The organism is Candidatus Eisenbacteria bacterium (assembly GCA_016930695.1).
GTDB lineage: Bacteria > Orphanbacterota > Orphanbacteria > Orphanbacterales > Orphanbacteraceae > JAFGGD01.
This window is the reverse complement of sequence record JAFGGD010000049.1, coordinates 100,067-124,361: the sequence shown is the minus strand read 5'-3', so window position 1 is coordinate 124,361 and position 24,295 is coordinate 100,067. Positions and strand designations below refer to the sequence as shown.

Sequence of the window (24,295 nt, the reverse complement as noted above, 5' to 3'; positions counted from 1 at the left end):
GTCTAAGGCGCCCGCCGGCCGGTCACGTTCCCGATGATCGGGACGGCGATCGTTTCCCTCCCCTCCACGTTGGTGCGGATCGTCAGTTCCTCGCGGAACCGTCCGGCCGTCTCGCGGGGGAGAAGGGTGACGTGGAGAAGGCGGTCCTCCGGGCGTTCGCCCGTTTCGATCGCCCAGGAAAATCCCTCCGGCACGTCCACGCCGGTGACGGCGAAGGGGAGGCCGGTCGCGCCCCGAATCAGTACGATCATCTCCTTGCTCTCGCCGGAAAGGACGTTGGGGAAGTTCAGCTTTCGGGGGGACCAGGAGAGCCGGCGCTGAATCCAGATCTGCAGGAAAAGGACCGCCTGGGGCCGCGTCTCGTCGTCGCTCCGGACGAAGATCGCCTTGCGCGTTTTCCCCTCCATCTTGCGCGTCTCGAATGTGCCCGACAGAGGGACCGCGCCGCCGGGCGGGATGGTGCTGTCCGGAAGGAAGGCGACGGTGCAGCCGCAGGTGGTGGAAACCTCTTCGATCGTGATCGTGCGCCCCCCTTCGTTCCTCAGCAAGAAGAGGAAGGGGAGGGTGGTGTCTCCTTCGACGAAACCGAGGTCCGCCACCTCGGGCTCGACGACGAAGGTGACCGGCCGGCTCCCATCGGCCGTCGCCGCGCCCTTCCCCAAGGAGAAGAGGAGGGCGAGCGCCGCCGCGGCGGGAAGAGCGCGTCGCGCGAAGGTCGCCGCGCTTCTCATCCGATCAACGTCCCGGCGATGCATGCGGTCATCCAAGAGGCGAGCGCGCCGGCGATCATCGCCCGTAGGCCGAGCCGCGCCAGGTCTCCCCGCCGCTCCGGCGCGATCCCGCTGATCCCCCCGATCTGAATCGCGATCGAACTGAGGTTGGCGAAACCGCAGAGCGCGTAGGTGGCGATCACCGTGGAGCGCGGCGAGAGGGTCGCCTTCGCCGCCGCCAGGTCGAGGTAGCCGATGAATTCATTGATGGCGATTTTTGTGCCCAGCAGGTTCCCGACGACGAGGATGTCTTTTTTCGGAACACCCATGCACCAGGCGAGGGGGGCGAAGATGTATCCGAAGACCTGGCGGAGGCTCGTGTGCAGGTAGCCGAGAAAGAAATCCATCATCGCCACCAGGGCGATGAAGGCGAGGAGCATCGCCCCCACGTTGAGCGCCAGCTTGAGGCCGTCCGCGGCGCCCGCCGCCGCCGCGTCGATCACGTTGGCGGTTTTCTTCTCCAGCGCGAGGGGGACGCCGCCGGCCGTGGCGGAAACTTCCGTTTCGGGGAAGATGATCTTGGCGATCACCAGCGCGGCGGGGGCGCTCATCACGCTCGCCGCGAGGAGGTGCCCCGCGTCGATTCCGAAACGGACGTAGGCGGCGAGCACGCCGCCGGCGACGGTGGCGAACCCGCCGGTCATGACCGCCATCAGCTCCGAACGCGTCATCTTCGCCACGTAGGGGCGGATCACGAGAGGCGCCTCGGTCTGCCCGACGAAGATGTTCGCCGCCGCCGAGAGGGTTTCGGCGCCGCTGGTGCGGAGCGTCTTCCGCATCACCCAGGCGAAGGCGCGCACGATCCGTTGCATCAACCCGAGGTGGTAGAGCACGGACATGAGGGAGGCGAAGAAGATGATGGTGGTGAGGACGTGAAAGGCGAAGATCGGGCCTATGGCGACCGGCGCGCCGCTGCTCAGATCCGTGAGGCCGTAGGGGCCGCCGCCGCCGATCCCCTCCACCACGCCCGCGTCGCCGCGATAGAGATTGCCGAAGAGGAAGGAAGCGCCGTGATCGGTGAAGCTGAGGAGTTTGGCGACGCCGGCGCGGGCCGCCTGGAAGACCACCTTCCCCGGGGCGGTGCGAAGGATGAGGAGCGCGAAGATCCATTGAAGGGCGAGGCCGGTGACGATCAGCCTGCCGTTGATGCGGCGGCGGTTATTGGAGAGCAACCAGGCGATGCCGAGAATGACGGCGATGCCGAGGATGCTGATGAATCGTTCCATGGATTTCCTCCTCGATGGGCGTAACTTTACGGGGCGCATGGGGGGGTGTCAACACGCGGTGGGGGGCGGGCCGCGTGGAAATCGGGAGGCGGGGCGTCGCGCCGCGCCTCTTGCCCGCGCGTCCCGGCGCTGTTAGCCTGGACGGATCATGATGAGCGCACGACGAGAGAGAGGGGTCCGTCGCACAGGAGGGGGCGGCGCGTGGATCGACGCGGGGGCGCTCCTTCTCGTCGCCCTCGCCGCGCGCGTCGCCTACGGCCTCTCGCTCCGCGGCGACATCCTCTTCGATCATCCGCAGGTGGACGCCCGCCTCTTCTGGGAGGGGGCGCGGGCGATCCTCGCCGGCGCGGGAGGGGAGGCGGTCTACTACAAACCGCCCCTCATCATCTGGCTGCTGGCGGCGATGGCCCGGCTTTTCGGCGCCGAGGGGGCGGGGGGTGCGCGCATGGCGTTCCTCATCCTTTCGTCGCTCGCCGCGCCGATGACGGCGCTCCTCGTCCGCCCGGCCCTCGGCCGGGGGAGGGCGGTCGCGGCGGGGATCTTCGTCGCCCTGTACGCGCCGGCGGTTTTCTACGGGGGGGAACTCCTCCCGGCGTCGGTGGTGCTTCTGCTCAATCTCGGGGCGCTCCTCCTCCTCGCCCGCGCCGAGGAGCGCGGCGGCGCGCTCCTCTACGGCGCCGCGGGACTTCTGATCGGCCTCTCCGCCCTCGCCCGCCCGACGATCCTCCTCTTCCCGCTTCTTCTTCTGGTGCGCTACAGGCGGGCGCGGCGCTCGGCGGCGGCGCTCGCCGCGGGAGTGATCGTCGGGATTCTTCCGGCGACGATCCATAACGCGGTGGGGGGCGATTTCGTCCTCGTGAGTTCCAACGGCGGGGTCAACTTCTACCTCGGCAACCACGCCGGCGCCGACGGCAGAAGCGCTCTCGCGCAGCAACTCCCCAACGAGCCGGGAGAGGCGGAGCGGGCGGCGCGCGCCATAGCCGAGAGGGAGGCGGGCGGGCCTCTCCGGCCCTCCCGGGTTTCGCGCTATTGGCTGGGAGAGGGGCTTCGATGGATCGCCGCCGATCCGGGGGGCGCGCTCGCCCTCACCCTTCGGCGCGCCTACTATCTCGTGAACGACGCCGAGATCAGTGATAACATCGATCCCGCCGCCGTCGCCGAGACGAGCCTCCCCCTACGTATTCTCCCCTTCGGCTTCGGAATCCTCTTCGCCCTCGGCCTCGCCGGATTCGGGACGCTCCGGAGGACGCGTCGCGGAAGGCTCCTGCTCCTCTACGCCCTCGCCGTCCTCCTCCCGCCGCTCTTCTTCTTCGTGGTGGGGCGCTTCCGTCTTCCCCTCCTGCCGGTGCTCGCCGCCGCCGCCGCGGCCGGTCTCTTCCGTTTCGCCGGCGACCTGCGCGCCCATCGGCGGGGGGCCGCGATCGGCGCCGCGCTGATCGGTGCCGGTCTGCTTCTCTCGATGAGCGGCTTCTTGGGGGTGCGCGCCGACCGCTCCTGGCACCTGCACTACCTGCGGGGGGACGCGCTGTATCGCATGGGACGCGTGGAGGAGGCGACCGCCGCCTTCGAGGAGTCCTTCCGGCGGAACGAGGGGGTGCCCCTCACGCGGAACGCCCTCGGCTATCTCTACGCGGAGAGGGGAATCCGCCTGGACCGGGCGGTGAATCTGATCCGGGGGGCGATCGGCCTCGAGCCGGGGAGGCGGCGCTTCTATCTGGACAGCCTCGGTTGGGCGCTTTTCCGGAAGGGGGAGATGGAGGAAGCGGCGGAAGCGTTCGAGGAGGCGATCCCCCTCTTCGGGCGCGGAGAGGAGGGGAGCCGGGCGGAAACGCTCGGCCATCTGGCGGAGGTGCGTCTCGCACAGGGGAGGGGGGCGGAGGCGGATTCCCTTCGGAAGGAAGCGGCGCGCCTCACGGGAGGCGGCGGAGACCGCTGAGTGGTGCAACTCATTGCAAGAACGCCCCTACCGGACTCCCGGCGGGGGCGTTGTTTTGGTGGGCCGTGAAGGAATCGAACCTTCAACCTACTGATTAAGAGTCAGGTGCTCTGCCAATTGAGCTAACGGCCCGAACAAAAAAAATCGGCGTCGGCCTCGACTAGGCAAACTAACATCCCCGGCGGAGGAGTGTCAACGGAAAATCGGGCGCCGGCGCGGCAAAACCCTTGCCGGGAGGGGCTTTTCGGGCGATATTGTAAGGGACGGCCGCTCGGCAGCCGGCGAATCGACACTTCCGGTAAGGGGGCGAATGGATTCGACGGGGGCGCAGTAAGCGGGGGCCGCGTGCCGAGGATCTCGCCGACCTCGTAAATACCGGCGGGAAAACACAACTGCCAACGATAACTTGGCTTTGGCCGCCTAAATAACAGGTGGTCCGTTCGCCCTTCCCCTGCCCGTGGGGGGAGAAGCGGGCGTCGTTAATCACGGGCTGGCCTCGACCCTTGGCCCGAGGGAAGAGGCGAGAACTTAGGGCTCGGTCCTGCGAGGATCCTGCCGGCCGGAGCTTCGCGAGGATGACGACAAAAGACCGCACTACGCACGTAGACTCCTCCGTGGAACCGCTTTCGGACGCGGGTTCGATTCCCGCCGCCTCCACCTCCTAACTACTTGCGCCGCAAGGCGTTAGGGATTCGCGGATTCCCCGTCTCCAAAATGTCTCCAAAAACTTGAGCGGATACGGGCATCTCGAGGAGCTTGATCGCCGCCTCGATCGCCGTTCCCGGAGCAGGGAATGGGCACATCACTTCCGACGGATCTGAAAGAGGAGTTTGGCGTACTTACCTTCGATCGTGGCGATCCACACCTCATAGGGGACGCTCATTTCGATCAACAGCTGGCGTGTCGGTTCGGTGACGACTCCGAAGGCTTCCCAGACTTCCGTATTGGGCACGGTGTAATCGCCGTAGAGCAGCGGTGAGGTAATCGGGTCGTACACCGGGTGCTCCGGCGTGCCGATGTTGGTGCAGGTGATGGCGTACCATGCATCGGCCGGTTGCACGAGAACGCCGACAGCGAGCACGTCCTCCGGAATCGTCCAGTTGATGGTCGGCAAGACGGGATTCCCGGTGAGGAAGATCTGCGCGTCGCCCGGATCCATCCCTTCCGTGCCGTCGGTGTTCACGTAATAAGCGACGTGAATGTAGGTGCCGTATTCGTCCCCGTTCCCGTCGCCATCCCCGTTGTCCCCGTCTCCGTTTTCCCCGTTCATCACGTTGTCCAGCGCTTCCGCGGTATCCCGGTAGGTCAGCCAGTTGGAGATGACGTTCCCCAGTCTGCCGGCCAGCCCGGAGAGCCCCGAAGCGAACTGGCTCCCGACACGGATCACCTGGTCGATCACGTCTCTCGTGATCGTGAAGTCCCCTTCCTCGTCCGTGAGGAGGGCTTCGCTGTTTTCGTTCGTCAAGGCGGAGGCGCCCAGATCGAGCGCAGCGCCGGTCCAGGCCGCATACAATCCGAGGGAGGCGCCGATCACGCCTCCCACCGGACCGCCGACGAGGAAGCCGGCGATCGTGCAGGTCAGTATGAACATGCCGAGGTACGCCCTTCCTCCCTCGACCCCCCGGTCCTTGATTTCATCCACCACCACCTGGACATCCACCAGAGGTTCATCGCTCGATACTGTCCGTTGGAAGGAGAAAGAGCGGGTGGAGGACCAGTTCGGAATCTCCAGTTCCTCCGCGATGCCGCGAAGCGAGGCGGCGATCAGACGATCCACGATCGATAACTGGTCCGCCGTGAGCATTGTCACGCCGGACTCCAGTTCGATATCGAGCGCGCCTTCCTCCTCGATCTGCTCGATCATCCTTTCGAGAACAGCGATCTGTTCACCGATGAAGGCGAGGGAGGTGTCGACGTTCACGGCGCCGCCCGCTTCGTCGTAGAGATCCTCGAGATTCTCCTCCGCGTCCTCGTATTCCGCCACCGCCACATGGAGCAGTTCGAGCAGCACCTCGCCCCCGTCGACGCCATCGAGGGTGGGGAGAGGGAGAATCGTCAGCGAGTCGTCGGTTTCATAGTCGCCGATCGCAACCGTAACCTTCCCCGACGAGGGGAGCCCCGTCGCCATATCGATAAACGGGGGGACCACGACCTTCGCGCTTCCCTTGTCGGTGTCGGACGTTTCCACGTGAATCAAGTAATCGCCGGCACCTCGGAATTCGACCGCGACCGTGGATCCCGCCCGGATCGATCCGTGGGAAACGGTGAGGAAGCCGAGCGGCTCGGCGGCGGCGGCGGAGAGGGACGGCGGCCCGGTGTCCGTCACGCCCGACGTGTCTTCTCCACCCGATCCGCACCCCACGAACGCCAGCGGCGTATGGGCCACGAGGAGGAAGGAACAGAGAACGGATACGAGACGTCTCCATTTGGCGGGGCGCATAGTCGACCTTCTTTCTCCGCGTCGTCAGACCAAAGGCTTTTCCGGGTATCCCGGATGACCGCCAGAGCTTAGAAGCAATCGTCGTTCTGAATCGAGGAAGTGCGGAAGGTACCGTTCGAAGACGTGGTTCGTGGGATCATCATCAATCAGAACACTAGAAAGATAGCACCGGAATATCGGGACTGTCCATATCCGGCGCGGACTACGGGAGGGAGCATTCGTCACCCATTCGAGCAGGCCACGGCGTTTGCCCACTTCCCGCCGGGAAGCATGCTTTCGCCGTGGCTCTCAGGCGGGGGGAAACCGGGGCGCATTCCGGGGACACGCGCATTCCGGGGACACGATACGGAATTCCGTTTTGGTTCAGTCCGGAAGAGTTGTCCACCGGCGCGATGGGGGTAACGAATTACGGATTGTGTCCCCGGAATCTGAGAAATCCGCGGATTAACCGTCTCCAAAAACTTGGGCGGGTACGGGATTTTCAATGGAAAAATCAAACCTCTACCGCTGAGAGCTCATGATCCCTTGGTTATCCTGGTGAGACCTGTAGTGGGTACGGACACATGACGTTTAGCAGGTTCAGAGTGGTTCTTAGGAGTCACTATTGAGAAAGCCGATGATTCTTCGTTCAAGACGGTCTAGATCCGAAAGCTGGCACTCCCAGACAACCATAACTCGCCAGCCCAGACGACGAAGGCGCCCTCGCTGCAGTCTGTCACGAGCCTTGTTCCGGTTGATCTTGTCGATCCAATACGACCGATTGGTCTTCGGAATCCGGTTTCCCCTCCTGCATCGGTGACCATGCCAAAAGCAACCATGCACGAAGATGACCATATGTCGGGAAGGGAACACCAAGTCGGGTGTACCTGGAAGATCTCGGCGATGTAATCTGAACCGGAAACCAAGGCGATGCACAAGCGAGCGTACGGTTATTTCCGGTGAAGTGTCCTTGGAACGGACACGTGACATTACCCAACTGCGCTTTTCTGGCTCTAAAGTATCTGTCATGTGGAGATTTCGATGCGGAGACCTGGATCTGTTTCACATTCGGAGACGATCTTGTTATATCTAGCGATTAGATTTTTCGCAGTAGTTCTTCTTCCGTCTCTGCCAAACCCCCCCAGCTCATAGAGGTTTCCGGCTAGGAACTGCTCACCGTCAAACACATCAACCCGATCAGCTACGCCGCGTTGGTCGGCGAACATCTCCGCCGCAGTTACTCCCTTTTCAATCGTGATAATTATCGGCCTTAATCCGCCATCCAGGTTCTTTTTGCATTTTCGCAGCAGAGCTTCTGCTGGAGATGTCGTTACATGAATTGCCGCATCCTCGATAAGAAAGTCGGCGTCATACCCTGCGCCCTCATCCTTGACTGATGCCCCCCGGTGTTCGATCTCGGTCTCTAATACGAGATCGAGTTTCGCGCCTACGAGATGCTGGAGAACTGTCCCGAGAACCATTGTTCCCGATCCTTCTTTCTGCCGACGTTCAGCTTGCAGTAAAAGGTCGCGAACCACAGAGCGGATTGACTTAGAGAAATCCAAACGGAGAGAAAATGGCTTTGAGGCGAAAAAATTCTTTACACGGTCGATCCAGAAATTCTCCACTGACTCAAGATCAACCTCTCCCGAACGAGCGAGTCCGTTCAGAAACTCTACATACTCCTTCATATTGCCGATGCTTCCGCGACTTGTTCGGCCACCTTCCTCCGCAAGAGTACGGAAGATCTCATGCTCGGCCAGGATCTTCTGAACCGCGGCTTTGCCTAATCCACGAACCTGCCCCCCTCTCTTCGTGAGCATCAGCTCAGGTTCAAGGGGTAACCCCTGGATCTGCGCATGGCGAGTTACTACAAGAACAACACATAGAGGACTCTTTCCTTTAATCCCATGGCTACGAGCGAAAGAGCTGAGGAGATTATAAAGTGAGTTCACGCCTCCTCCGTATCGACAAGTGTAGCTAAAGATGACAATAAGTGCTTGCTCAAGAATCTTACTGAAGGCACCGCAACTCCGTCACCCATGGCCTTGTAACCGTCATTATACGATCCGGGCACCTTGTAGGACTTCCTTGCACCCATCAGACGTGCAGTCTCGGTGACAGTCAGCAATCGCGTATGCGGCTTACCATTGTTCCATACTACAACCAATTGGCGGCTGCTTCCCCCACCAGGTGTTCGAAGACATCCAGCAATCCCATCGAATCTAAGTTCTAGGGTCTGCCCCCTGGTCCTCGTCCTTTTGTAGCCCGCGAACACACGAGTCCCAGCTTTAATAGCCATCTTCATCTTCTGCCAGTGCTCGTGTGGGATTAACTCGAGGTTTCGGTCGGAGATGTCTTCTTCGTGAGGCTTAGCCTCGGGATCTAGTATCTCCGCAAGATTGCTTTGTCTAGGCCTGGGCATTGGCATCCGCCACCAGAGCAAGTCGTTGAGACCCGAGCAAGCCCGACGGACGGATGCCGGATGCAGCCACCCGGGTACTGGTGCCGTGAGACCCGTTAAGTCGGGACCGTGTTTAATACCTATTACGAAAACCCTGGGGCGGGATTGGGGAACCCAATGGACAGCGTCAAGCACAATCGGACCTACCCGGTAGCCACGCTTCTCTAACGCCTGATGCAGAAGCCTGTAGTGCTCTCCTTTAGCTGCGGAAAGGAGACCGATTACATTTTCAGCTACAACCATGGGGGGACGGCGCTGCATCTCATCCATCACACGTAGCCAGTGCCAAACAAGGCCGCTGCGCGCTTTATCGATCCCCCCCAGCTTCCCCGCCAAGGACAAATCCTGGCATGGAAAGCTTGCCCAAGAAAGATCAGCTTCCGGCAGATTAGAGCCTCGCACCTTCTCAATGGGACTTAGCTCGAATCCTTCGCGAGGGTGGTTTGCTAAGTAGACTCTTGCCTTTTTGGGACAAATATCGTTAGCCCATACGACGTCGAAGGATAAACGCAATCCTTCGGTCGCAAGACCAGCTCCAGCAAAGAAGTCGAGAGCCCTAGGCAATTTTACTGATCTCCGAGTTTCGAGCCTTTCCTTCGCAGTGATACACATCATCCCCACATCCCTTCTCTCCCAGACTGCGAGCCGACTACTTCACCCGCTGCAGTGTAACTCTAACAAGGAAGACCATCAATACGGTCTTCCTCATAGGCTCCGTCACCCGCTCTTCTTAAATCTCGATGACTTTTTCAGCTTCGGGGTAGATTCTTTCCGCCACATGGTGACTCTTCACATTATTTCGTAAAGGTTTAGTCAACCTCCACTAGACTCGATCGAGTACCAGATCCCCTCTCCTTTACTCTATGCGAAGATTACGAAAGAAATCATACGATATCATTCCCATCCTCCATCCGCCAGCTAGCGCGAATCGACGTAGACCTTGAGGTACGCGTTGGCGCCGCAGTCGTACGAAATCAGATTCTGCGTGTACAGTGCGTTGGTCTCTCGCCAGGTCACGCTCGCCCCGCAGGTGGAACTCCCGCTCGTGGAATAGGCGTACCGGCCCGAGGTCGGATCGATTCCGTCGTAGGAAAGGCCGCTATAATCGACGGTGTACTGGATGGTGACCGTGCCGAATCCCCAGCTGCTTTCATAGGACATCGTGTTGGACAGGTGGACGTTGATGCTGGCCGGGTTGTCGATGTAGGTGATCCGCACGTTTCCGGAGAACGTCCGTCCCAGGCTCTCGTAGGAGTAATTCCCGGAAAAAAGGCCGTTGCTGAAACTCCCGACTGCGCCGTTGAAATGGAGGGCCTCTTCCAGGTTCGCGGTGGTGGGACCGGTCTGGTCGCTTCTCTGGAACCGGGCGGTATCGAGGTAGAATTCCATGCTGCCGTTCAGAACGTCGGAGCCGGTCAACTCGATCAGAAGTTCCACGTCGTTCTTGCCCTGGTAGTTGGAGGCGGCGTCGTGCGTGCTGTTGGATACCAGGACCACCAGATCATATCCGGCGTCGAAGAGCGGCTTGGCGTCGGCCAGCGCCACCTGCCCGCTCCCTCCGGGGAACGCCTCGCCGACCATGGTGATCTCCGTCCCCTGCTTGTATTTGCAGACCAGGATCCCGCAATTCGCCGGATCATCGACGGTGAAGGAGAGGGGGGCGGTCGACAGCGTGCTCAGATCCCCCGGGAGGATCTTGAACAGTCTTCCCGAAAGGTCGTGGTACTCCAGCGTCGCGGGGATCACGTTGTTCGACGGATCGACGGTGAAGGTCGTGAAATTCGTCCATTCATCAAGGAATCGGAAATTCACCTGATTATCGTAATAGTGACCCAGCACGTAGGCGCCCAACACGCCGTGCCAGAACTGCGGGACCGGTTCGTTCAGGACCGAGAGGACCGCATCGACCGGATCGACCGCCTGCGAAGGCAAGACACCCGCCTGGATCTCTTCGAAGATGCTGCGGATCGCCTGCTGGCCGTACGCCTCGACGACGCCTTTCAGGATGACCGAGAGACCGTATCCGGTCCGCGCGTGGCTCCTGCCCGCGTATTGCCATCCGTCGAACGGGTACATCTCTCTTCCGTTGATGCTGTGAGGAACGTAGTTCGGCAGATTCGAGAATTTCTCCATGATCCATACGGAAGCCGCTTCCTTGAGCCACTTCTGTTCGATCTCGATATTGGGAGAAGAAAACTCGTACAGATTCTGGACCAGATGGAAGAACTCGTGCCCGCAGACGGCCCGCATTTTCGGATCGTCGTTCAGGATGCCGAGATCGATCTGGAAACTCCCGACCGGGATGTATTTCCGCAGCTCCTGGTCGGTCACGAGAGGATCGTTCTTCACCTTCGAGATCCTGTAGAAATAGGCGCCGTTGAACCGGGAGGAGGGTTTGGCCAGAACGGTCGGGGGGTCGGCGGCCCAGTCCCTTCCGGTCAGATCGTATCCCATCGCCGCGCAGGAATCGTAGGCCTCTTCGAAATGCTCGCCCATCTTCGCGCCCTGGGCGCTGTAGGCGAGAGGATAGCTCAGAATGAAATGCCCATTCGCCGAAGGCTCCTCCATGTAGCCGCCGAGAATGATGAAAAAGAACGTCTCGCCGGCGGATTGGGCCTCTTCCTTGCCGATCGCCTTCCCGGCGGCATCGGCGGGAAGCTCGTAAAGCAGATAGCCCGACGAGTCGGCAGCCTGGTCGGTATGGAAGGACGCGTGCACGCTGTCTTCGGTGGTGGCGTTCAGGATCCGTCCGACGGCGATGAGCGTGTCCCCCTCGATGGGGCCGCGGTATTTCAGCCGGAGCCGGATCGGTTCGTCGATGGTGCCGGGCAGACCGTCGATCCGATACATGGAGGAGATCCCGTACTCGCCGAAGTCCTCCTCCTCGTCCTCGACGGAGACACGGATCGTGTTCTCTTCGCGGAAGGCGCCGGCCGGCACGATGACCCGGATGCTGTCCAGGTCGAGTTCGCCCCCCGCCACCCCGATGGTCTTGCTCCCCAGAAGGTCGTCGCTCACCTCCGCGGGATCGTCATCTTTTTCCGGACTGAAGAGGTCGCAGGAGAAGAGAAGCAGGATCGGGAGCAGAGCGAGTACGCGAAGGAGCTTCATGATGTCTCCCTTGGAGAGTGGATGCCGGCAGCCGTTTCACGGGGGGGTACCTTCAATCTTCGCAAAGGGAGCCGGCATACATTCGTCTCGAACCGGCCCCTGTATAGATACCTCATACTATAGCTGTTGGATGGAATTGTAAGCAACACGGTCATATCTTTCTTTTCAGTCCATTCTTGGAGTGGGAGCCTCCAGAGGAACCCGCACGGTCTGGACCGAGTTGGCGGGGATGGTGATCGCCGCGTACCGGCCGGCGATTTGCAGGTGGTAGGGAATCGCATCCTTCGTGGTGTTCAGCACCTGCACGCTGAGAAGGCCGTCGCCGTTCACGGTGGCGCAGGCGCGCAGGGCGTCCGGGTCCAGGCCGTCCGTCTCGCGCTTCGTCCAAACCGCTTTGTCCCCGGGACGGATGGTCCGGCCGAACTGCGCCAGCACGTAATAGACGGGCGTGTAGTAGATCTCCCCGGTTTCCGTGTCGATCATGATCGGAGCGCCGCAGAAATTGCCCGCGTGGTTGGGACCGCCTTCCCGGTCCAGGACGATGTTCCAGTCCACCCAGCCGGCGACCCAGTGATCGAGGCAGACGATGATGTCCCGCGCGTAACGATGGACCGGCGTGTAGGCGGGATGATCCGCCGCGCCCGGTCCGGCCCAGCTCGCCGTGTACGCCCAGTCCGTCGCGCCGGCGTTCCACCAAAACGCGTCGTTGCCGAACCAGCCCGATTCCTTGTACCCGGCCGGATCGCCGATCCCGCCGGGGGCGTCGGTGCCCAGGTTGTCGATGCACCCCTCCGTATGGAGAATGACCCGGTCCGGGTGCCCGGTGTGCACTCGTTCCAAGGCGTCTTCGTATACCCGGAATGTGCTCGAATACCAGTGCACGGCCACGCCGAACACGTACCCGGCGGAACGCGGATCGCCGAAAATCGCTTCCGCCCACCGCACCAAACCGTCCCGATTCTGATCGTAGACGAGCAGCTTCACGCCGGCGTGCCGGCTTTCCCGGAGGCGGGGTCCCAGGTGGTGTCGGATGAAGTCGCTCTGCGATTCCGGCGAGAAATTCATGCTCTCCCAGTGTCCGCCGTTGCCGTGGGGTTCGTTCACCGGCGTGATCGCCCAGATGTCCACCCCTTCTCTCTCGTAGGCGGCGAGGTACTTCAGGAGATAATCGGCATAGGTCGAAACGTACCGAGGCTTCAGCGAACCCCCGGTCCCCTGCCAGTCGTTTTCCGGGGACCCCGGGATGGTCCAGGTCTCGATGTCCTTCATCCACGGGGGCGCCGTCCAGGCGGAGGCGATGATCCGCAGCTCGCCGTCCCTCTGTTCCCGCTTGATCGCGAGAGCCTCCCGGATCATGGGGAGGAGGTCGTAGCGGGAATCCTTGACACCTGGATAGTCCGCCCGGTCGAATCCGGCGAGGTCCGGGGCGATGGTGAAAGCCGACAGATCTCGATCGTCCGGTTCCGCGGCGTAGGAGTACTCGCCCTCCACCGTGAAATCGCATGACCCGATGTGGGTCCGGGTCAGAGTGAAATCGGCGCCCGACTCTCCGAAGATCCTCCGCATCACCTCCCGCCGGCTCTCCGGCTCCAGATGCGCCAGAACGAACGCGGAGGATTCCGTGAAGGAGGTGCCGATCCCGTAGATGGTCTGTTTGGTGCTGTCCGGGTAGACGGTGATCACGGTGCCGGAAGCGTCGCCCTTCCTAAAGGCCGCGTTCTCCATGGGGCTGATCTTGTCCCCTCCTTCGGAGGTGAGGAGGATCTCGCTCGTCGCGGCCGGTGCGGGGCCGGATTCCTTCGCGCCCGCGAAGGTCCCCATCACGGCCGCGCCCAACAGAACCGTCGTCAGGCGATGGATCGGGGCCGCCGAGCGATGGGATCGAAAAGAACGTCCCGGGCGTCTTGGACGCCCGGGACCACGGGAAGGGAAACAGATTTCGCATAGATGCGGCACGGGACTCTCTGTATCTCTCGATCTCCTACTTCACCAGCATCATCCGTCGGGTCAATCGATCGGTCGGGGTCTCCAGAACGTACAGGTACAATCCGCTGGAAGCGGATTCGCCCCGATCGGTCGTCCCATCCCAAGTCACGGAATGCTCACCGGCGCCGAGTTCTCCGTCGTGCAGCGTGGCGACCCGCCGGCCCGAGATGTCGAAAACGGCGATCTCGACGGCGCCCGCCCTCGTAATAGCAAAATCGATGCGGGTCGTCGGATTGAACGGATTCGGGCAGTTCTGGCTCATCCTCGATCGGGCGACGGTGGCGCCTTCCGGGACGTCGACCGTTTCGCCGCGGATCTCGATGTTGTCGTAAAATATGCCCGACGGTTCGTAAAGCGTGGCCAGGTTCATGAAGCCGAACTGCAGGAGCTGGCCGGCGAGACTCGCGTCGATCCCGATGCGGAGGCCGTAGCGCTGCCACTCGACGGGAATGGACGTCATGTCCACGGTGATGAAGTTGGTCAGGGCGTATCCGGAACCGGGGTCGAGCGTCTTGATGAACGCCGCCGCGGTCGAGCTTCCCGTGATGTTGCCCAGCTTGGCGTCGAACTCGAAGAACCAGCAGGTGCCCACGTCGCCGGCTTCGATCGTGTACTCCCGGTAGACGTTCGACTCGACGAGGTTGCCGCCGGCGTGATCGGTGTTCTCGTAATCACTGAACACGACGAGTTGCTGGGCTTCCTGGCTGGGGCCGCCCTCTCCGGTCACGATCTGGCAGAACGCGGCGTTGTGGTTGGGCGCCGCGAAGGGGCCGTATCCGTAGAGGTAGGACGTGTCCGGATCGAACACATTTCCATAGACCAGCCAGCCGTCATCGCCCAGCGCGTCGGGATCCGTCTGGATCAAACCCTCGAAGCTCTGGCCGTAGGACGTCACCGCGGCGCCGGCGGTGGAAACCATACAGCACAGCATCATGACCGTAAGGAATGCGGTCGCTCGAGCCAGCATCATGTTCACCTCCCGTTTCAGAATCCGATTCGTTTTCCGCCGACGATTCTCGACAGGCTCTTTTCGTAGAAGACCGTCTCCCCCGGATCGTTCTCGCGGAATCGATCCGGAGAAAGGACATTTCCCTTCCGTATCGCCTCGTGTATCTCCGGTCGTCGAACTCTCCGTCTATACGGAGTCTCGATTCGGCGCCCCGGAATGGATTCCCGGGCTCCCATATGGTGTATTTTCTGACGACCCACAACGAGTATACACTATGTTCGCTTTCCGAACAAACATATTTTTCCATCTTGTAACATATTGTTAATTAGTAGGTTGTACGCTAATCCGTCGGCGGGACCCTCTCTTTCTGACGGAGAGGGGGATGTGTCGCGCTTCCGATGCCGGTGCCGAACCGGCCGGTTCACGACCCGGAACGCGCGGTTCCAAAGGGAGGGGAGTGTGCCGACAATCTCGACTTCGCGATTCCCCGGACTAGGAGCGATATTAGATTAACAAATTGGATTGCAAAAAGTTCGCGGCTTTCGCCGTGGCGGGTATCCAATTATTTTCTTTGTACGGACGACGTACAAAGTGTATAATACAAATACAAAAAAACAGTCGTATGATTCGGCCCTGTTTCCACTTTTGTCGTTCACGCCCCACAGCCGGGAGCAGAACCAGATGGATTGCCAGAAAACCTTCTCACTCGTTGGAGGGCTCGTGCTCGCGATCATCGCGGGGATGAGCTTCGCGACTCCCGCCGCTGCGGCTTTCTCTCTCGTCTGGTCGGACGAGTTCGACGGTACCTCTTTGAATACCGCCGACTGGACCATCGACATCGGCGACGGATGTCCCGACCTGTGCGGTTGGGGAAACAACGAGCTTCAGTATTACCGGGCGGAGAACGTCGAGGTTTCCGGCGGGAACCTGATCCTCACGGCGCGCGATCAGTACTACGGCGGCCGATACTTCACCTCGGGCAAGGTCCACACACGGGACAAACGCTCCTTCCTCTACGGGAGGATCGAGATGAGGGCCAAGATCCCCACGGGAGGCGGCATGTGGCCCGCGTTCTGGATGATGCCGCAGGACGACGCCTACGGCGGATGGGCGGCGAGCGGCGAGATCGACATCATGGAGTCCGTGAACGCCACGACCTCGATCGGCGGAACGATTCACTTCGGCGGGAGCTATCCGGACAACACCTATTCGAGCGGATCCTATTCGCCCGGGGGGATCAACTTCGCCGACGAGTTCCACGTCTACGCCGTCGAGTGGGAGCCGGACGAGATCCGCTGGTACGTGGACGACGCGCTCTTTTCGACGAAGACGAGCTCCCAGTGGTATTCCGACGGCGCCCCCGGTGATCCAAACGCGCCCTTCGATCAGGATTTCTACATCATCATGAACGCCGCGGTCGGCGGCAACATGACCGGTTGCACGAGCACGAGCTGCGTTACGGCGGATCTCCCCCAGCAGTACCTCATCGACTACGTCCGCGTGTACCAGGAAACGGGGAACCTCGCTCCCACCGTCGCCGTCACCTACCCCACCGAGGGGGACAACCCGCCGGCGGGGGATATCACGATCGAGGCGGCCGCCTCCGACACGGACGGCGCCGTCGCGAAGGTGGAGTTCTACGAGGATCTGACCTATCTGGGCGAAGACACGACCGCTCCCTACACCCTGCTCTGGCCTTCCGTCCCGAGCGGGTGTTACACGATCAGCGCCAGGGCGATCGATGACGAGGGCGCCTACAGCATCGACGCCGCCGACGTGACCGTCGGCGCCGGGTGCGGCCAGGCTCCTTACCTCGGCGTTCCTTTCGCGCTCCCCACGCGGATCGAGGCGGAGGACTACGATGACGGGGGAGAGGCGGTCGCCTACCACGACCTGGACGCGGGGAACCAGGGGAGCGCCTATCGCACCTCGGAGGACGTCGACGTCCAATCATGCTCCGACGCGGGCGGCGGGTACAACGTGGGATGGCTCCGGGAAGGAGAATGGCTGGAGTACACCGTCGACGTTCCGGGCGCGGGCGAATACGAGATCGATGTCCGCGTGGCGTCCTATTCCGCCGGAGGCGAATTCCGCATCGAGTTCGACGGCGTCGACAAGACGGGCGCCGTCACCGTGCCGGTCACGGGCGGTTGGCAGACGTGGACGACCGTCTCCACGACGGCGACGCTCGAACCGGGCGTGCAGGTCATGCGGTTCATTCCCACGGTCGAGGGATTCAACCTCAACTACATCGAGTTCCGGGCGCCGACCGCGGTCGCGGCTCCTTCGCCGCCGCGGGCGTTCGCGCTGCACCCCAATACTCCCAATCCCTTCAACCCGTCGACGACCATCGCCTACGATCTGGCCCGGCCGTCCGCGGTCGATCTGGCGGTCTACGACGTGGCGGGACGGAAGGTACGGACCCTCGTTTCCGCGGGAAACCTTTCCGCCGGTCGTCACGAGGTCGTTTGGAACGGCCGCGGCGACGACGGTCGAGACGTCGCATCAGGGGTGTACTTCTGCCGGCTCCTTGCCGGAGGGTACTCGGAGACCCGGAGGCTCTTGCTGCTCCGTTAACTTGGCCGATCGTTGGTTCTCCGGTAGAATAGAAGTGTAAGGATTTCGCCTCGGTGTCGGCGCAAACGGCGGAGAAAGTGGTCTCCATGTCCGGATATCGCGCGTCTCTCTTCTTCTTGCCGCTTCTCTTTCTCGGTTCGTGGGAACCCGCCTTCGGCCAGTGCATCTTCTCCAATCCCAGTTTCGAAATCGGCGGTTCGGGGGGAGCCGTTTTCGGGGGATGGAATCAGTTCGGCGTGGTCGGCTCCTCGCCGAACGCGACCCACGGCTTCGCGGCGGCCCGCGTGACCGGACCGGACCTGGGCGGGTGGGACGTCTCCGGGTATTGGCAGGCGATGGACTCGGCCCCCGGCGACCGGTGGAACGTGTCGGTGCGGGTCTGGCACGAAGCCGGCCATCCGCTCCGCGGCCTCTCCACGGCGCTCGTGAACGTCGAGTGGCGCGATGCGGGCGGCTCGCTGATCGACTACGAATCCTACGCTCCCATCGACTCGTCGGCCACGGCCGGCGAGGTGCGGTATTTCGCCGTCACCAGCGGGCCCGCCCCGTCCGGCACCGTCGAAGCCCGCCTCCTCCTCGGCGTCCTCCAGAGCCCCGCCGATCCGGCGCCGGACGTCTATTTCGATCAGGCGACCTTCGACGAGATCGGCCCCCCGTCGATCGACGACATCCAATGGGACCATTTCCCCGGCGGCCGGACCGTCGACTTCAGCGGATATGTTTGGCGTGTCAAGGGTCCGGGATACTACGGGCCGGGACCGAGCGTTTTCTCCGATGATTCGAGTTCCGTCTGGACGGACGGGAACGGCCGTCTCCATCTGACCATCCGAAACGACGGCGGATCCTGGACCAGCACCGAGGTCGCCCTCGAGGACACCCTCGGATACGGCGACTACATCTTCACCACCGCCGGCTCGATCGACACGCTCGACGAACGCGCCGTGCTCGGTATGTTTCTCTGGCAGTACGGGCCGTGCTGGGATCCCGCCTACCTCTGGTGGAACCCCTACAACGAGGTCGACGTGGAGATCAGCCGGTGGGGAAATCCCTCGAACGACGTCGCCCAATTCGTGGCGCAGCCCTACGACTGGCCGGGAAACCTCAGCCGCTTCGACGCCACTTGGGGCGCCGGGGAACTCGCGAGCTTCGCCTTCCGCTGGCTCCCGGACCGGGTCGAGTGCCGGAGCTGGCGGGGCGGTCCGTCGGATGAAACGCCGCCCAACCTGATCCACTCCTGGATCTACGAGGGTCCCCACATCCCGCGCCCCGAGCAGCCCCGCGTGCACATCAACTTCTGGCAGTACGAGGGACCGCCCGGAACGGATCAGGAAGTGGTCCTTGATGCCTTTACCTTCGTTCCCGCCGGCGTGATCACCGGCGTGGTCGAGGAACCTGCGGTTTCTCCGCCCCGTCTTCCCGCGGCCCGGCTCTTCCCGGCGCGGCCGAATCCCTTCAACCCGAGCACGGCGATTCGTTTCGTGATGGAAAGAAGCGGTTTCGCCGAGATCGATGTCTTCGATACCGCCGGCCGGCGCGTGATCCGTCTCGTGAGCGGTGTTTTCCCCGCCGGGACGCATGAAGCGACGTGGGACGGCCGGGATTCGGAGGGGAAGAACGCCGCGTCCGGCGTCTATCTGTACAGACTCCGGACGGACGACGTGGTGGAGACCGGTCGGATGGTATTGGTGAGATAGCGCCGGGACGGTACGGACCTACGATCGGCCGCGGTACAAGCGGGAGCCGGGGACGCGGACTCGAACCTCGCGGATCGTCCCCCGGCGGCCGAGGAAGGCCCGGCTCGATTCCCGATCCATTCTGTTTCCCGCGAACTTCTCGGAGGAGCCATCGTCGAAGAGAACCCGGACCGACCCCTCGCCCTCGACCCTCTCGTACACTACGGGAACGCTGCAGAAGGTGAACGCCAGGGAGCCTTCGGCGAGATCGATCGTTCCCCGATTCCCTTGAACGTCGAAGTATTCGAAGGCGGCGGGCCGCTCGAGAAACTCGTCCGGACGGAGCAGAACGGGATCGAATCGGACCGTCCCCTCCTCGACGCGCACGCCCAGCTCGCCGAGCCGGGTGAGGATCTCCTCCTTCACCTGGCCGGTCATCCCCGGCTGCTTCGCCCCTCCCCCGGGCGGTGTGTGGGAATAGGGATCGGTGGGAAAGGCGCCGTACTCGACGACCGATTTCTCGAATCCGAGACCGCGTCGGACGCGATAGTACAGTGTCGCGAGGGCATCCCGGACCGGTTCGGGTGACGATTCGCGCTCCGCCCGGAAATACGTCTCCTGCACGGCGAGGAGGAGTTTCGCGACCATGTGCCAGTAGATGCAGCCCAGTCCCTCGTAGGCGTACATCGTCCCCGAGCGGCCCGTGTAGGAGTGATGGAGGAAAACGTCCTCGAACAGCTCCACGATCCTGTCCCTGTCGCGCGCGACCTCCGCCGCCGCGCCCTCCCCTTCCGCGAGCGAGTCCACCGCCTTCCCGACGTCTTCCGCGTTCCGGAAATCGCCGTGGAAACGGACCACGCCGTCCTCGTCCCGCGCGACAATCGTCCCGTCCCCTCGATCGAGGAGATCCCGCAGGAGCGGGATCGATCGGACCGCTCCTTCGGGAACCCGGTTCTTCTCGAGAAATCCGGGCAGTTTCCTTTCGGGATAGAGGAGGAAGCTCTTCTGATCCGGCCGGTAGAGGGAGCTCCGGAAGAGGTTCTCGAGAATCTCGATCCCCTCGGTCGGATCGGGCAAGCCCGAGCTGAGCGCGGCCACCTGTCCTTCGAGCATCACCGGCAGATGCCGGATACCCGCTTCTCTTCCGTCCGTTGAGAGGTCAAGGAGGTTGTAGGAGTGATAGAGACCGTCCTCCCGGCGGTTCGCCCGCATCGCCCGGTCCAGGAAGTATCGGGCCGTCCGGAGTAGGTTGATCGTTTCCGAAACGGAGAGATACCTCTTCCCGGAAAAGCCGTTTTCGTAGACATCGCGCCGATACTCGGAAAAGGCGTTTCCGAGGCCGTCCATGATCCTCTTCCGGTCGCCGTCGAAGATGCCCTTTCCGTCGAGGAGCCGGTTCTCCCGCACGAGCACTCCGCGGATCTGGCGGAACCAACCGGCCACCTCCGTCGATACCGTCACGGTTTCCGCCGACACCCCGGCGAGGATCCCCTCGAGGAACGCGACGTAGCGGCGGAGATAGGCGGTCGTGACGACCGAGAGTCCGTCGCCGACGAGGGCGTTGTTCGCGTCGTTCCACTCCGGACGCTGGGTGTTCATCCAGACGCCCCCGTCGGGTACGAAGTTGGAGAGCTTCGAGAGGAGCGGGACGAGCAGCTTCTCGAAGAGGTTGACGTGATGGACGGCGCCGTCCGGGCCTGTCAGGAGCCTGCCGTCCGCTCCGCGCGATCGGACCCGCTTCTCGATGCGGGACGCGAGCGCCGCGTCGTAATCGATGGTCGCCCGTGGATCGTGGAGGATCTCCTCGTACGGACGGATACGGTAGGGGACGTCCGCGTAGCTGAAGATGTCCCGCTCCAGGAGCGATTCGAGGGTGCCGGGCGAGTAGCGCGTCGCCGCCTCGAGAAACTTGAGGAGATAAATGATCTGGTGATCCCCCCAGTATCCGATGTGGGCCCACGGATCGTCCGGGTCCGCCGTTTCCCAGTCGATGCCTTCCCGTGTGATCCGGTACGGATTGAACCCGTCCACAGTCGAGGCGTTCACGAACTTCGCGATGACCCCGGGGAGAAACTCGGGGAAGGAGGCGCAGAGGGCTTCCCAGTTCTGGAAGATGTCCCGCCAGTTCCCCTCGTAACGGAGGGAACGGTCGCCGTCCCGGTTCCGGACCCGGATCGAAAACTGGTTCCACGGCCGGCTCGGGTCGCCGTGCCGCCGCCCGAAATGGAGAGGGAGGTATTCGTGGCAGAGCCTCTCCACGTCCGGATCCCCCGTCTTCTCCGCTTCGCGGAGAAGATCGGAAAAGGTGATTCCCTCGGGGAGAGAGCGGAGGAAGGCGGCGCTCCGGCCGGCGGCCTCGCGGTTCCGGGTGCGGAAGAAATCGGCGAGGTCGTCCACCGGTATCTCGTGATTCCTCGTGAACACGCCCCCCCGCATGTTGTTGAAGAGGACGTTCGCGAAGTGGTGGGCCGTCGTTTCGGCGCGCCCGGTGAGCTGAATTCCGTCGGCGCTCCCCACGTTGCGGCACAGGTTTTCCTCGGCCTTCCCGATCTCCTCCTCGATCTTCCCGCCGAGACCGTTTTCACGGAGGATCCGGTTCCGGATTTCGACGATCCGCGCGTGGCTCCGGCCGGCGTCCACGGCTAGATGCCACGTTTCGGACGCCCCCGGCTCCAGTTCGAGGAACCCGGTCAGGATGTAGTTCCCGCGGTGACCGTTCCGAACGGTCTCCTCCGGAAGGGTCTCGCCGCGGCGGAACGCGGTGAACGCTTCCTCCGAGAGATGGGCGCGGAAATCCTCGAGCCCGCGGCGCCAGACCGTGTTCGCCCGGAGCACCTCCGCCGCCTCCGGGCGGTCGACGATTCCCGCGGTGAGGGAGTAGATTGCGAGACCCGACCGGGGGTCCAACTCGGATTTTTTGTATGCGTCCACGAGAACGCTGGAATGTTGAAACATCGTGTGATGAGCGCCGTAGGGAAGGATGTTCCTGAGACCGTCGAGCAGCTCGACGCGGATCGCCGCGGATCCGATGTTCTCGATCGTCGCCGTGCGGATCCATCCGAACGCGTCGCACGCCGCCCACCGATACCGGAAGACCAGACCGATCCCGGGCTGGATCTCCTCGAAGAGGAGCTTGTTCCCGACGAAGTTCTTGTACAGGTTCCGGTGAACCGGGAACTCGTCCGGCGTTCGCTCGTCGAACGGCCGCCACGTGAGCGGAGCCTTCTCTTCCCGAAACAGGCGGATGATCGTGATCGGCCCGGTGTGATGGGCGGAGTCGTGGAGCTTGTCGACGGTCTCGTAGGGAAAGACGCTCCCCTCGGGATCCACCCGACCCGCCGTGAGTCCTCCCCCGGAGGTGACGAACATCCAAAGATCGGTGTCGCTCGCGAGGGTCATGAGAAAGGGGGGCATCCGATGGAATGCGCCGATCCGGTAGTAGAGTTCTCCCTCCCGCTCCACGAAACAGCCGGAGGGAGTCTCGGGGGAGAGGGGGGCGGCGGCGTCCCGCGCTTTTCCCGCCGCCGTTTCGGCGAGGTGGCGGTACCAGGGACCCTTCGGGCGATGGAGGGGTTCAGGATTCATCGGCCACCGCCTTCTTCGGAGTCCGATCGGCCCGGTACACGCCCCAGTGCTTCTCCACTTCCTCCGGATACTCGCCGCCTTTCCAGTTCTCGTCGAACGCCTCGAAGAGGAAGAAGGGAATCCCCTCTTTCTCCGACCACGCGGTGAGATTTCGGATGAAGACCTTCTGCTCTCGCTCGCCCGTCTTCCCTTTGATGAGCCGGGCCTGCTCCCCCTCGTCGTGCTTCGCCGTCGCCCATCCCGTCTCGCCGAGAAGGATCTCCCGGTCCGGGTGGGCCGCCCGGATCTCCTCGAGGATCCCGCGCAGCCAGTCGACGGCGTCCTCGAGGAGCACGCCGTTCCAGAGCGGATGGGCGTAACAGTTGATGAAGTCGATCTCCTCCGCCATGGCTCTGCTTTCCGGCTTGTTCCAGTAGTTGTAGTCGTCCGCGGTGGTGACGGGGACTTCCGCCCGCGCCCGCGCCTCACGGATGTAACGGATCAGGATCTCCGCGGGCGATCGATGGGAGGACCAGAAGACCTGGGTCTCGTTCCCGACGCAGAGGGAAGTGACGATCTCCGGGTAGGCGGCGGCGAGACGGATCCCCGATTCCATTCCCCGGCGGTTCGCCCCGGCCGCGGCGGGATCCCTCTCGAGGAGGACACCCTTCTCGTCCAGCCTCTCCTCGGGGGCGACCCAGATCCCGAGCATCACCTCCAGGTCGAGCCCTTCCTCTCGAATGAGTTCGAGCACGGTCTCCGCCGGAGGCGCCGATCCGTAGAGCCGGATCATCCGCCAGTGACGGGCGAGGATGCCAAGATCCTCCCTGATCTGCTCGCGGGAGGGGGCCGCCCCTCCGGGACGCTGCCCGTCACGGTGGGGGCCGTAGCAGACGGCTTTTCCGAGCAAGAGATCTCCCCGCTCGGCGACGAAAGGTCTCACGACGAAGGGCTCCTCCCGCACGGGCTCAGTGGGCCGTGTTTCGGCCGCGCCCGCTTCCGCCCGGATCCCGGGCGTCCAGGCGGCGACGGAAAGAAAGGAGAATAGCAGGGAGAGGAGGATGCTTGATCTCAAGATGTCTTTCCTTCCGGTCTTCCCGCGGAGGGCGTTCCGTTCCTCGGAGGTTTCAAAACCGGGAATCGGTGCGACCTGTCCGCGGCGGCGCCACACTGCTTTCCCGTCCGACCGGGAAGCCGGGACCGCATGTGTCTCCAAAAACACGTAGGCGGATTCCCGAGCCGATCGAGCGGCGGTAGCCCGTTATTCCGTCTCGGGCCATGGCGCGTGCTTTTTCTCCGCTTCCCCCATCCCGTCTGATGTTTACTTCTTTCCGACTCTCGCCGGGGAAGCGGCCCACGATGGCCGCCCGAGCCGATCGGAAGACCGCCCTCTACCGCGAAGACGGCCTATCCTGAATCGGATTAAGTGCTTCCGAATGATCGCCGGGGGTTCCGCGACCGCTCCGGCGGGGCTCTTCGGTCGAATCGAGGGTTCGGACCTTCGAATGTCGGTCCGACCCGAAAGGGGTTTCAATGATCCCTTGACAGAACTGCCTCTATGATACACTATGTTCGGGAACCGAACAAAGAGTTTTTTGACGGAGGAGTACTTTTAAGCAC

14 protein-coding genes, 1 tRNA gene and 1 other RNA gene are annotated in these 24,295 nt (G+C 62.7%); 4 read left to right on the top strand and 12 right to left on the bottom strand.

Going from position 1 to position 24,295, the window contains the following annotated elements; all coding sequences use genetic code 11:
• Window positions 1–2: 2 nt before the first annotated feature.
• Together JW958_12210 and JW958_12205 are read right to left on the bottom strand one after the other, a co-directional pair.
• Window positions 3–731 carry a DUF1573 domain-containing protein gene (locus JW958_12210; GenBank protein MBN1827016.1) on the bottom strand — a complete coding sequence of 243 codons (729 nt, stop codon included), beginning with the start codon at window positions 729–731 and terminating at the stop codon, window positions 3–5.
• Window positions 728–1,996: a NupC/NupG family nucleoside CNT transporter gene (locus JW958_12205; protein ID MBN1827015.1), complete on the bottom strand. Its 1,269-nt coding sequence runs from the start codon at window positions 1,994–1,996 to the stop codon at window positions 728–730. The genes JW958_12210 and JW958_12205 overlap by 4 nt, the downstream gene beginning before the upstream one ends.
• A gap of 151 nt (window positions 1,997–2,147) precedes the next feature.
• Between JW958_12205 and JW958_12200 the strand changes: the two genes are divergently transcribed.
• On the top strand, window positions 2,148–3,932 hold the full coding sequence (locus tag JW958_12200; GenBank protein ID MBN1827014.1) for a glycosyltransferase family 39 protein: 1,785 nt from the start codon (window positions 2,148–2,150) through the stop codon (window positions 3,930–3,932).
• 56 nt (window positions 3,933–3,988) lie between these two features.
• On the opposite strand, the gene JW958_12195 is transcribed toward JW958_12200, so the two are convergent.
• Window positions 3,989–4,064, bottom strand: a tRNA-Lys gene (locus JW958_12195).
• Between the two features lie 170 nt (window positions 4,065–4,234).
• Between JW958_12195 and ssrA the strand changes: the two genes are divergently transcribed.
• Window positions 4,235–4,592, top strand: a transfer-messenger RNA (tmRNA) gene (gene ssrA, locus JW958_12190).
• 142 nt (window positions 4,593–4,734) lie between these two features.
• Here the strand turns inward: ssrA and JW958_12185 are convergent.
• From JW958_12185 to JW958_12155, 7 genes are all read right to left on the bottom strand, one after another.
• A complete protein-coding gene (locus JW958_12185; protein ID MBN1827013.1) occupies window positions 4,735–6,372 on the bottom strand; it encodes a hypothetical protein in 1,638 nt (545 codons plus the stop codon).
• 591 nt (window positions 6,373–6,963) lie between these two features.
• Entirely contained in the window at window positions 6,964–7,380 is a 417-nt protein-coding gene (gene vsr / locus JW958_12180) for a DNA mismatch endonuclease Vsr (protein ID MBN1827012.1), read from the bottom strand.
• Window positions 7,377–8,306, bottom strand: a complete 930-nt coding sequence (locus JW958_12175) for a DUF4928 family protein (protein MBN1827011.1) — start codon at window positions 8,304–8,306, stop codon at window positions 7,377–7,379. Before JW958_12175 ends, vsr begins: the two co-directional genes overlap by 4 nt.
• Window positions 8,303–9,427 carry a DNA cytosine methyltransferase gene (locus tag JW958_12170; GenBank protein MBN1827010.1) on the bottom strand — a complete coding sequence of 375 codons (1,125 nt, stop codon included), beginning with the start codon at window positions 9,425–9,427 and terminating at the stop codon, window positions 8,303–8,305. The genes JW958_12175 and JW958_12170 overlap by 4 nt, the downstream gene beginning before the upstream one ends.
• Window positions 9,428–9,733: 306 nt before the next feature.
• Complete coding sequence (locus tag JW958_12165; GenBank protein MBN1827009.1) at window positions 9,734–11,926, bottom strand: hypothetical protein; 2,193 nt, start codon at window positions 11,924–11,926, stop codon at window positions 9,734–9,736.
• 165 nt (window positions 11,927–12,091) lie between these two features.
• Complete coding sequence (locus JW958_12160) at window positions 12,092–13,747, bottom strand: glycoside hydrolase family 30 protein (protein ID MBN1827008.1); 1,656 nt, start codon at window positions 13,745–13,747, stop codon at window positions 12,092–12,094.
• Between the two features lie 160 nt (window positions 13,748–13,907).
• Window positions 13,908–14,882, bottom strand: a complete 975-nt coding sequence (locus tag JW958_12155) for a T9SS type A sorting domain-containing protein (GenBank protein ID MBN1827007.1) — start codon at window positions 14,880–14,882, stop codon at window positions 13,908–13,910.
• Between the two features lie 660 nt (window positions 14,883–15,542).
• Between JW958_12155 and JW958_12150 the strand changes: the two genes are divergently transcribed.
• Together JW958_12150 and JW958_12145 are read left to right on the top strand one after the other, a co-directional pair.
• The gene (locus JW958_12150) at window positions 15,543–17,438 is read left to right on the top strand and encodes a family 16 glycosylhydrolase (GenBank protein MBN1827006.1); all 1,896 of its coding nucleotides are present in this window, start codon (window positions 15,543–15,545) and stop codon (window positions 17,436–17,438) included.
• 53 nt (window positions 17,439–17,491) lie between these two features.
• Window positions 17,492–19,132, top strand: a complete 1,641-nt coding sequence (locus JW958_12145; protein MBN1827005.1) for a T9SS type A sorting domain-containing protein — start codon at window positions 17,492–17,494, stop codon at window positions 19,130–19,132.
• An 18-nt stretch (window positions 19,133–19,150) separates the two neighbouring features.
• On the opposite strand, the gene JW958_12140 is transcribed toward JW958_12145, so the two are convergent.
• Both JW958_12140 and JW958_12135 read right to left on the bottom strand, forming a co-directional pair.
• Window positions 19,151–22,696 (bottom strand): hypothetical protein, encoded by a 3,546-nt coding sequence (locus JW958_12140; GenBank protein MBN1827004.1) that lies wholly within the window; start codon window positions 22,694–22,696, stop codon window positions 19,151–19,153.
• Window positions 22,686–23,750, bottom strand: coding sequence for a hypothetical protein (locus tag JW958_12135; protein ID MBN1827003.1), 1,065 nt, complete (start codon window positions 23,748–23,750; stop codon window positions 22,686–22,688). The genes JW958_12140 and JW958_12135 overlap by 11 nt, the downstream gene beginning before the upstream one ends.
• Window positions 23,751–24,295: the final 545 nt, after the last annotated feature.

Excerpts from the sequence above, each read along its gene's own strand:
- JW958_12210 (MBN1827016.1), bottom strand. The coding sequence starts at position 731 with ATGAGAAGCGCGGCGACCTTCGCGCGACGCGCTCTTCCCGCCGCGGCG.
- JW958_12205 (MBN1827015.1), bottom strand. The coding sequence starts at position 1,996 with ATGGAACGATTCATCAGCATCCTCGGCATCGCCGTCATTCTCGGCATC.
- JW958_12200 (MBN1827014.1), top strand. The coding sequence starts at position 2,148 with ATGAGCGCACGACGAGAGAGAGGGGTCCGTCGCACAGGAGGGGGCGGC.
- JW958_12185 (MBN1827013.1), bottom strand. The coding sequence starts at position 6,372 with ATGCGCCCCGCCAAATGGAGACGTCTCGTATCCGTTCTCTGTTCCTTC.
- vsr (MBN1827012.1), bottom strand. The coding sequence starts at position 7,380 with ATGACAGATACTTTAGAGCCAGAAAAGCGCAGTTGGGTAATGTCACGT.
- JW958_12170 (MBN1827010.1), bottom strand. The coding sequence starts at position 9,427 with ATGTGTATCACTGCGAAGGAAAGGCTCGAAACTCGGAGATCAGTAAAA.
- JW958_12165 (MBN1827009.1), bottom strand. The coding sequence starts at position 11,926 with ATGAAGCTCCTTCGCGTACTCGCTCTGCTCCCGATCCTGCTTCTCTTC.
- JW958_12160 (MBN1827008.1), bottom strand. The coding sequence starts at position 13,747 with ATGGGGACCTTCGCGGGCGCGAAGGAATCCGGCCCCGCACCGGCCGCG.
- JW958_12155 (MBN1827007.1), bottom strand. The coding sequence starts at position 14,882 with ATGATGCTGGCTCGAGCGACCGCATTCCTTACGGTCATGATGCTGTGC.
- JW958_12150 (MBN1827006.1), top strand. The coding sequence starts at position 15,543 with ATGGATTGCCAGAAAACCTTCTCACTCGTTGGAGGGCTCGTGCTCGCG.
- JW958_12140 (MBN1827004.1), bottom strand. The coding sequence starts at position 22,696 with ATGAATCCTGAACCCCTCCATCGCCCGAAGGGTCCCTGGTACCGCCAC.